Here is a 9317-nt window from a genome sequence, read left to right on the forward strand (position 1 = left end):
GCCCGGCCCGCGCTCAAGCCCCGCCGCCCGGCCCGCGCTCAAGCCCCGCCGCCCGGCCCGCGCTCAAGCCCCGCCGCCCGGCCCGCGCTCAGACCCAGCCCGAGACCGGGCCCGGCCACCAGGGCCCCGCCGCCGGGCCCCGTGGTCAGGCCTTCTTGGCCGGCCGGAGCGCCGACACCATCTGTGCGAGCTGCTCCCGCGTCGCCGTACCGGTCACGACCGTCGTGACGCCCTTGTCGCGCAGCACCAGCGCGTCGTACTTGGGGCCCTCCCAGCGCTGCCAGGTCCTGCCGGCCACCTGCTCGGTCCGGCCCGTGTCCCGCGCCTCGTGGGTCACGTCGGCGATGTACTTCTCCGGCGCCGCCGTCGACTGCTCCACCGCCACGTACTGCCGGTCCGGGGTCAGGAAGCCGAGGTGCCAGGCGTCGCCCTCCTCGCGGTCGTACGCGACCGAGGTCGGCGTCCAGCCCTTGGCGAGGCCCTCCGGCGCCAGGATCGGGTACGGCGCCGCGCGCTGCGCCGTCACCAGCTCGACCCGGTAGTCGACCGGCTTGATCGGATCCGCCGTGTCGTCGTGCGGGACGAAGAGATAGATCACGCCCGCCGCCGCGCAGATGACCGCCATCGACTGGAACATCCCACGCACTGTCTGCTTGCCACGCATACCTGCCACGCCCCCTATGGTCGCATCAGCGTGGCCTGCTCATACGTGGGCCCCTCTGCTCAATATGTCGACCTACCGATAGAGTCGCAGCACCCTCTTCACTTGCGGCCGTCGCCGTACAGAAAGGTGCGTTCCGATGACCGACAATCATCTGCCGTCCGAGCTCGAGGTCTCGCCCGAGGCTCCCGACCGCAACCTGGCCCTCGAGCTGGTCCGGGTGACCGAGGCCGCCGCCATGGCCGCCGGCCGCTGGGTCGGCCGTGGCGACAAGAACGGCGCCGACGGCGCGGCGGTGCGGGCCATGCGGACCCTCGTCTCCACCGTGTCGATGAACGGCGTCGTCGTGATCGGTGAGGGCGAGAAGGACGAAGCCCCGATGCTGTTCAACGGCGAGCGGGTCGGCGACGGGACCGGCGCCGAGTGCGACATCGCCGTGGACCCGATCGACGGCACGACGCTGACCGCCAAGGGCATGCCCAACGCGATCGCGGTGCTGGCGGCCGCCGACCGCGGCACCATGTTCGACCCGTCCGCGGTCTTCTACATGGACAAGCTCGTCACCGGCCCGGAGGCCGCCGACTACGTCGACATCAACGCCCCGGTGTCCGTGAACATCCGCCGCGTCGCCAAGGCGAAGCACTCCTCGCCCGAGGACGTCACCGTCGTCATCCTGGACCGCCCGCGCCACGAGGGCATTCTCAAGGAGATCCGGGAGACCGGCGCGCGCATCAAGTTCATCTCGGACGGCGACGTGGCCGGTTCGATCATGGCGGTGCGCGAGGGCACGGGCGTGGACCTGCTGATGGGCATCGGCGGTACGCCCGAGGGCATCATCAGCGCCTGCGCGATCAAGTGCCTGGGCGGTGTCATCCAGGGCAAGCTGTGGCCCAAGGACGACGAGGAGCGGCAGCGCGCCATCGACGCGGGCCACGACCTGGACCGGGTGCTGTCCACGAACGACCTGGTCAGCGGCGACAACGTGTTCTTCGTCGCGACCGGCATCACGGACGGCGAGCTGCTGCGCGGCGTGCGCTACCGCGCCGAGACGGCGACGACCTCGTCGCTGGTCATGCGCTCGAAGTCGGGCACGATCCGGCAGATCGACTCGACGCACCGGCTGTCGAAGCTGCGCGCGTACAGCCAGATCGACTTCGACCGCGCGAAGTAACCGCCCCCGGGGCGGTACGCGTACGTATACGAGGAGGGGCGCTCCCCTGTGCGGGGGGAGCGCCCCTCCTCGTGCGACGGATGCCGTCGGTGCGGTCGGCCGCCCGCCCGGGCTCAGCCGGCGGCGGCGATGCGCGGGCCGGTCGAGGCGGCCTTCTTCAGCTCCACCTCGCGCCGCCTGCGCCGGGCCAGCACGACGCGCCGCTCGGCCGCCGTCAGGCCGCCCCACACGCCGTACGGCTCGGGCTGGAGCAGCGCATGCTCCCGGCATTCGACCATGACCGGGCAGCGGGCGCAGACCCGTTTCGCGGCCTCCTCGCGCGCCAGCCGGGCGGCCGTGGGCTCCTTGGACGGGGCGAAGAACAAGCCTGCTTCGTCCCGGCGGCACACCGCCTCCGTGTGCCACGGACCGTCCTGGTCCTCCCGCGCCGGAAGACGCTGGGAGGGGGCGGCGGCGACCTGGAGGGGCTGAGGCGGCAGTTGCAGCACGGTCTACTCCTGACGACGGCTTCGCGAGCGAGAGACGATGCAGCAAGCCCTACCCGCTGTGCGCGCGCCTATGCACTGCGTGGCACTCCGTTCCGGGGTGTGGAATTCCCACCGGTGGAAACCGGCCGTCGGCGGATCAACCACCCAAGTGCTTACGGAGTTTGCTGTGGAGGTCGGCGATCCGCTTGCCGGACTTCGGCTTGGCCTCGACGGCGCCGAAGACGGCGTACCCGTTGATGACGACGACCGGGGCCTCGGGGTCGGTCGCCTCCAGCGTGGCCACCTCGAAGGCACCGAAGACGCCCGTGCCCGCGCCGCGCAGCGTGACGTTCTCGGGGACGCGGACCTCGACGCTGCCGAAGACTGCGGTGGCGTCGATCGTCGTCAGGCGCTGGGTGAAGATCGCCTCGGTGAGGTCGATCTCGACGCTGCCGAAGAGCGAGAACGCGTGGGTCCGCCGCCCGATGCGCCAGCGCCCCTTGCGGGTGGTGCTGGAGAAGACGGCGATCAGCTTGTCGGCCGGGACGGCCGGGTCCTCGCCGCCGTGCGCGTACACATGCCGCTGCGGCGCTTCGGGGCGCGGGCGCGCGGCGGGCAGGTCCCGTACGAGGGGTTCGAGCTCGCCGACCGTCTTGGCGCGGTAGACGGCGTCGATGCGCTCCGCGTGCTCCTCCGCGTCGATCCGGCCCTCGGCCAGGGCGTCCCGGAGGATGTCCGCGATCCGGTCCCGGTCGGCGTCCGAGGCCCGGATGGCGGGTTCGGCGGGCACGGCCGGCTGCTGGGGCTGCTTTTCGAGGTCCACGGAGTCAGCGTAGCGAAACGCGATACATCGCGACTAGGGGTCGAGACGACGAGCCGGCGCAATCGGCACCGGCAACTGAGCCTTACCTCACAGGTTCGGGCGGCTTCGGGCGTTCTACGCTTGTGGACGCGCTGCCAATGGAGGCCGCGTCGCCGTCTGCCGAGTGAGGAATGGCCGTAATGCCAGAGTTTGCGTACTCCGATCTGCTCCCGCTGGGAGAGGACACCACGCCCTACCGCCTGGTGACCGCCGAGGGTGTCTCCACCTTCGAGGCCGACGGCCGTACGTTCCTCAAGGTCGAGCCGGAGGCGCTGCGCAAGCTCGCCGAAGAGGCGATCCACGACATCCAGCACTACCTCCGCCCGGCGCACCTCGCGCAGCTGCGCAAGATCATCGACGATCCGGAGGCGTCGGCCAACGACAAGTTCGTCGCGCTCGACCTGCTCAAGAACGCCAACATCGCGGCCGCGGGCGTCCTCCCCATGTGCCAGGACACCGGTACGGCGATCGTCATGGGCAAGCGCGGCCAGAACGTCCTCACCGAGGGCGAGGACGAGAAGGCCCTGTCGCGCGGCATCTACGACGCGTACCAGAACCTCAACCTGCGCTACTCGCAGATGGCTCCGCTCACCATGTGGGAGGAGAAGAACACCGGCTCCAACCTCCCCGCCCAGATCGAGCTGTACGCGACCGACGGCGGCGCGTACAAGTTCCTCTTCATGGCGAAGGGCGGCGGCTCGGCCAACAAGTCGTTCCTCTACCAGGAGACCAAGGCGGTCCTCAACGAGACCTCCCTGATGAAGTTCCTGGAGGAGAAGATCCGCTCCCTCGGTACGGCCGCCTGCCCGCCGTACCACCTGGCGATCGTCGTCGGCGGCACCTCGGCCGAGTTCGCGCTGAAGACCGCGAAGTACGCCTCCGCGCACTACCTGGACGAGCTGCCCTCCGAGGGCTCGGAGCTCGGCCACGGCTTCCGTGACGAGGAGCTGGAGAAGAAGGTCTTCGAGCTGACGCAGAAGATCGGCATCGGTGCGCAGTTCGGCGGCAAGTACTTCTGCCACGACGTGCGGGTGGTGCGGCTGCCGCGCCACGGCGCCTCGCTGCCCGTCGCGATCGCCGTCTCGTGCTCGGCCGACCGCCAGGCCGTCGCGAAGATCACCGCGGAGGGTGTCTTCCTGGAGCAGCTGGAGACCGACCCCGCGCGCTTCCTGCCCGACACCACGGACGAGCACCTGGACGAGGGCGACGTCGTCAAGATCGACCTCAACCAGCCGATGGACGACATCCTCGCCGAGCTGACCAAGCACCCGGTCAAGACCCGGCTGTCGCTGACCGGCCCGCTGGTCGTGGCGCGCGACATCGCGCACGCCAAGATCAAGGAGCGGCTGGACGCGGGCGAGGAGATGCCGCAGTACCTGAAGGACCACCCGGTCTACTACGCCGGTCCCGCCAAGACGCCCGAGGGGTACGCCTCCGGCTCCTTCGGCCCGACGACGGCCGGGCGCATGGACTCCTACGTGGAGCAGTTCCAGGCGGCGGGCGGCTCCAAGGTCATGCTGGCCAAGGGCAACCGCTCCCAGCAGGTCACGGACGCGTGCAACGCGCACGGCGGCTTCTACCTGGGCTCGATCGGCGGTCCCGCCGCCCGCCTCGCCCAGGACTGCATCAAGAAGGTCGAGGTCGTCGAGTACGAGGAGCTCGGCATGGAGGCGGTCTGGAAGATCGAGGTCGAGGACTTCCCGGCGTTCATCGTCGTCGACGACAAGGGCAACGACTTCTTCCAGGACCCGGCCCCGACCCCGACGTTCACGTCGATCCCGGTGCGCTCCTGATCACGTCCGGCACGTAACGGGCCCGGTCACCGTCACGGTGGCCGGGCCCGTCCGCGTACCCGGGGTTACGCGAACCGCTGCTTCGCCGTCCCGTCGCACGCCTGGAGCCGCAGCGCGTCCTTCGCCGCGCCGAGCGTGAGGCACAGGGACGGCGCCGCGGCCGGGCGCAGCGTCGCGCCCTGGCGGACGAACTTCTGGTTGGCCGCGCCCGAGCAGTTCCACAGGACCAGGGCCTTGCCCGCCTGGTAGGCGGCGCCCGGTACGTCCAGGCACCGGTCGTGGGTCAGCGCCGTGTGGACCGACCCGCGCGCCGGGTCGTACCACCAGTCCTGGTTCCGTCCCGCGTGGCAGTCCCAGCCGCCGACCGCCGTACCGTTGCGGGTGACCGCCCCGGCGACGTCCACGCACGTGCCCGTGGCCTCGCCCCGCAGCGGGGTGAACTTGTCGTCCCACGCCCCCGGCAGCAGCACCGGCCTGCCCGTCGACGCGGGGTCGGCGCAACTTCCCTCACGGACGCCCGCGTTGTACATCTGGGTCAGGCAGGAGGCGAAGGCGGCGTGACCCGCCGCGTTGGGGTGGAAGGACTGCCGGACGGAGTTCTCGTCCGGCATGCCGGGCTTGGACAGGTCGATGAAGAGACCGCGCGCCCAGGTGTCCTCCATGCAGACCTCGTGCCCGTGGAAGAGCCGCGAGTTGTCGAGGTACACGGCCCCCGTGTTCGCCGCCGCGCGCCGCATGCCGCGTTCGAAGGCGGGTACGGCGGTGTTGCGGCCCCAGACGGTGTCGGAGTCGTACCCGAGGCCGCCGCAGGCGAGCTTGCCGGGGAAGTTCGGGTTGTCGTGGAAGTCGGGGCCGATGGGGCTCGGGTAGCCCATGACGACGAGCTTGTAGTCGCCGTCGGCGTACCCGGCGTCCCGCATCACGGTACGCAGGTCGCGGACGGTCTGCTCGACCTTGGGCACGAGGGCGTCGACGCGGGCCTGCCAGCCGGGGGCGTACTTGGGCTCGCAGGGGCCCTGGAGGGTGAGGTAGCGGGTGACGCAGTCGGTCATCACGGGGCCGAACTGGAGGTCGTCGTTGGCGCCGGCCACCAGCAGGACCATCTTGATGCGGGTGTTGCGGGCCTTGATGGCGAGGTTGTCGCTCTGGACCAGCTCGTCGGCGTACTGCTTGCTGCCGCCGATGCGGATGTTCGGGGTGGCGGCGCCGGAGCAGGAGACGTTGTACGTGACGTCCGCGGGGATGCCGGTGCGGTGGATGGCGGCCTGGGGGGAGCGGTGGCACCAGTTGTCGGGGCCGTTGGTCGGGGGCTCGTAGGTGCCGACGCCCTCGCCGGAGATCTCGCTGTCGCCCAGCGAGATCAGACCGGTCTTCCGGTCGGCGAGCGGCCGTTCGGCGGGACTGCCGTAGAGCTTGACGGCCTCGGCGGCGCGGATGGCCTCCAGCTCGGGCGACAGTGGTACGGATGCCGTGGCGACCGGTGGTGCTTCCGCTGCGGCGGCGGCCGTCCCGCCGAGGGCGGCCGCGAGCGCGGTCGCGGCAGCGACCGTACACCGGAGTCCGAACCCGGCTCTGGTTCTGGTGCGCGTCATTGCGCCTCCTGGAAGTGGGGTTACCCACGGTTTTTACTGGCCGGTACGGAGCTTGGGAATACGCAGAACAAGACAAGTGCTCAACTTTTGCAGGAGGTTGACGACCATGACGGATGAGCCGGACTACCGGATCGAGCACGACTCCATGGGAGAGGTGCGCGTCCCCGCCCACGCCAAATGGCGGGCCCAGACCCAGCGGGCGGTGGAGAACTTCCCCGTCTCCGGACAGCGCCTGGAGCGGGCCCACATCGAGGCCCTGGCCCGGATCAAGGCCGCGGCGGCGAAGGTCAACGCGGAGCTGGGCGTGCTCGACGAGGACATCGCCGGCGCCATCCAGGAGGCCGCCGCCGAGGTCGCCGACGGCCGCTGGGACGAGCACTTCCCCGTCGACGTCTTCCAGACCGGCTCCGGCACGTCGTCCAACATGAACACCAACGAGGTCCTCGCCACCCTCGCCGGCGAGCGCCTCGGCCGCCCGGACGCCGTCCACCCCAACGACCACGTCAACGCGTCGCAGTCGTCCAACGACGTCTTCCCCTCCTCCATCCACATCGCCGCCACCGCCGCCGTCATCAAGGACCTGATCCCGGCCCTGGAGCACCTGGCCGCCTCCCTGGGGCGGAAATCGGCCGAATTCGCGGACGTCGTCAAGTCCGGGCGTACGCACCTGATGGACGCCACGCCGGTGACTCTCGGCCAGGAGTTCGGGGGTTACGCCGCACAGGTCCGGTACGGGATCGAACGGCTGCGGGCCTCGCTGCCCCGCCTGGCCGAGCTGCCGCTGGGCGGTACGGCGGTCGGCACGGGCATCAACACCCCGCCGGGCTTCTCCGCCGCCGTCATCGCCGAGGTCGCCCGCACGACCGGGCTGCCGCTGACCGAGGCCCGCGACCACTTCGAGGCGCAGGGCGCGCGCGACGGGCTCGTGGAGACGTCCGGACAGCTCCGTACGATCGCGGTCTCCCTCACCAAGATCTCCAACGACCTGCGGTGGATGGCCTCCGGCCCCCGCACGGGCCTGGCCGAGATCAACCTCCCCGACCTCCAGCCCGGCTCGTCGATCATGCCCGGCAAGGTCAACCCCGTGATCCCGGAGGCCGTCCTGATGGTCGCCGCCCAGGTGACCGGGAACGACGCCACGGTCGCGGCCGCGGGCGCCGCCGGGAACTTCGAACTGAACGTGATGCTCCCCGTCATCGCCAAGAACCTGCTGGAGTCCATCAGGCTCCTCGCGAACGCCGCGCGCCTGCTGGCGGACCGCACGGTCGACGGCATCACCGCCAACGTGGAACGGGCACGCGAGTACGCCGAGTCGTCCCCCTCCGTGGTGACCCCGCTCAACAAGTACATCGGCTACGAGGAGGCGGCGAAGGTCGCCAAGAAGTCCCTCGCCGAGCGCAAGACCATCCGCGAGGTCGTCATCGAATCGGGGTACGTGGAGCGGGGCGACCTGACGCTCCAGCAACTCGACGAGGCCCTCGACGTACTCCGGATGACCCGACCCTGACCTGGCCTTTCGTACGCCACCGGCCCCGCCGCCCGTGATCTGCGTCGCGGCGGGGCCGGTGGCGCACCTCTAAGATCTGCGCATGACAGCCGAGACCACGACAGGGAGAGGAGCGCGCTTTGGCGGCGCGCGCTGGGCGCCGGGCACGAAGATCCTGTGGCGCTACCGCGACAACGGCGGCGGTCACATCCACATCTGCCGGCCCGTGACCGTCGTCCAGGACACCGACGACCTGCTCGCCGTGTGGATGGCGCCGGGCACCGAGTGCGTCAAGCCCGTGCTCGCCGACGGCAGCCCCGTCCACGAGGAGCCGCTCGCCACCCGCTACACCGCCCCGCGCACCACCGTGCGCACCCGGTGGGAGGGGGCGGGCGTGCTGAAGCTGGCCCGGCCGGGCGAGCCCTGGTCGGTGTGGCTGTTCTGGGAGCGCGGCTGGCGGTTCCGCAGCTGGTACGTCAACCTGGAGGAGCCACGCACCCGATGGGCGGACGGCGTGGACTCCGAGGACCACTTCCTGGACATCTCGGTGTACCCCGATCGCAGCTGGCTGTGGCGGGACGAGGACGAGTTCGCCCAGGCGCAGCGCAGCGGGCTGATGGGCCCGGCACAGGCCCGTCGGGTGCGGGATGCCGGGCGGGCGGCGGTCGAGGTGATCCGGGCCTGGGGCGCGCCTTTCGCGGACGGCTGGGAGCACTGGCGCCCCGACCCGGACTGGACGGTTCCGGAATTGCCCGCGGACTGGGATCGCACCCCGGCGCACACGGCTCCGTGAGACCCTTGATGCGCCCCTGGGGTGCAAACGTAGGATCGTCCTCCGCACATTCGCGGAGCAGGAACGACTGAGCAGAGATCAGGAACTGACCGTAAGTCATCCATGAGGGGGTGGAGCCGTGCCTGATCCGTGCCCGGATCCCTTCCCCCTTGTCGACGTCGCCCTCAGAGCGGGTATAGCGCCTGACAGAGCGATCGCATCGCACTACCGGCCCGGACGGACGGAATCCCACGCGTGACGGAGCATCCCACCTCCCACGAAGGCCGACAGCCGCTGGCTGCCCGGCCGCAGGAACGCACCCGGCCGCGGCAGGAGACGCCTCCGTCCCCCGCCGCGCCGCCCGTGCCCGCGCCCGCGCCCCGTGCGGGTGCCGCCCCGGCCCCCTCGTCCTCCCCCGCGGCCGCCGCACACGTCGAACAGGAGCACTTCGGGGTCGACGGCGAGGGCACGGGCGAGTCCCACGCGCTGCTGCTGGCCGCCGGAGAGCTGGCC

At 70.9% G+C, this 9317-nt stretch carries 8 protein-coding genes and 1 pseudogene; 4 read left to right on the forward strand and 5 right to left on the reverse strand.

The window, feature by feature from the left end; translation table 11 throughout:
- Positions 1-145 precede the first annotated feature (145 nt).
- A complete protein-coding gene (locus ABT360_RS34345) occupies positions 146-664 on the reverse strand; it encodes a DUF4245 domain-containing protein (protein WP_351825531.1) in 519 nt (172 codons plus the stop codon).
- Positions 665-800: 136 nt separating this feature from the next.
- On the opposite strand from ABT360_RS34345, the gene glpX reads away from it, so the two are divergent.
- On the forward strand, positions 801-1832 hold the full coding sequence (glpX, locus tag ABT360_RS34350; protein ID WP_351825517.1) for a class II fructose-bisphosphatase: 1032 nt from the start codon (positions 801-803) through the stop codon (positions 1830-1832).
- A gap of 113 nt (positions 1833-1945) precedes the next feature.
- Here the strand turns inward: glpX and ABT360_RS34355 are convergent, their stop codons facing one another.
- Together ABT360_RS34355 and ABT360_RS34360 are read right to left on the reverse strand one after the other, a co-directional pair.
- The gene (locus ABT360_RS34355) at positions 1946-2320 is read right to left on the reverse strand and encodes a WhiB family transcriptional regulator (protein WP_351825519.1); all 375 of its coding nucleotides are present in this window, start codon (positions 2318-2320) and stop codon (positions 1946-1948) included.
- Between the two features lie 136 nt (positions 2321-2456).
- Positions 2457-3122 carry a DUF1707 SHOCT-like domain-containing protein gene (locus ABT360_RS34360; protein ID WP_351825521.1) on the reverse strand — a complete coding sequence of 222 codons (666 nt, stop codon included), beginning with the start codon at positions 3120-3122 and terminating at the stop codon, positions 2457-2459.
- 179 nt (positions 3123-3301) lie between these two features.
- On the opposite strand from ABT360_RS34360, the gene ABT360_RS34365 reads away from it, so the two are divergent.
- Complete coding sequence (locus ABT360_RS34365) at positions 3302-4954, forward strand: fumarate hydratase (protein WP_351825523.1); 1653 nt, start codon at positions 3302-3304, stop codon at positions 4952-4954.
- A gap of 65 nt (positions 4955-5019) precedes the next feature.
- Here the strand turns inward: ABT360_RS34365 and ABT360_RS34370 are convergent, their stop codons facing one another.
- The gene (locus ABT360_RS34370) at positions 5020-6546 is read right to left on the reverse strand and encodes a ricin-type beta-trefoil lectin domain protein (protein ID WP_351825525.1); all 1527 of its coding nucleotides are present in this window, start codon (positions 6544-6546) and stop codon (positions 5020-5022) included.
- Between the two features lie 106 nt (positions 6547-6652).
- Between ABT360_RS34370 and ABT360_RS34375 the strand changes: the two genes are divergently transcribed.
- Together ABT360_RS34375 and fomD are read left to right on the forward strand one after the other, a co-directional pair.
- Positions 6653-8053, forward strand: coding sequence for a class II fumarate hydratase (locus ABT360_RS34375; RefSeq protein ID WP_351825527.1), 1401 nt, complete (start codon positions 6653-6655; stop codon positions 8051-8053).
- 82 nt (positions 8054-8135) lie between these two features.
- Positions 8136-8825: a cytidylyl-2-hydroxypropylphosphonate hydrolase gene (gene fomD, locus ABT360_RS34380; RefSeq protein WP_351825529.1), complete on the forward strand. Its 690-nt coding sequence runs from the start codon at positions 8136-8138 to the stop codon at positions 8823-8825.
- A 411-nt stretch (positions 8826-9236) separates the two neighbouring features.
- Here the strand turns inward: fomD and ABT360_RS34385 are convergent.
- A pseudogene (locus ABT360_RS34385) lies at positions 9237-9317 on the reverse strand (ATP-binding cassette domain-containing protein); the annotation flags it as partial.

The sequence above is a fragment of the Streptomyces sp. NPDC000229 genome, from assembly GCF_040300825.1.
In the GTDB taxonomy this organism is placed as follows: Bacteria; Actinomycetota; Actinomycetes; order Streptomycetales; family Streptomycetaceae; genus Streptomyces.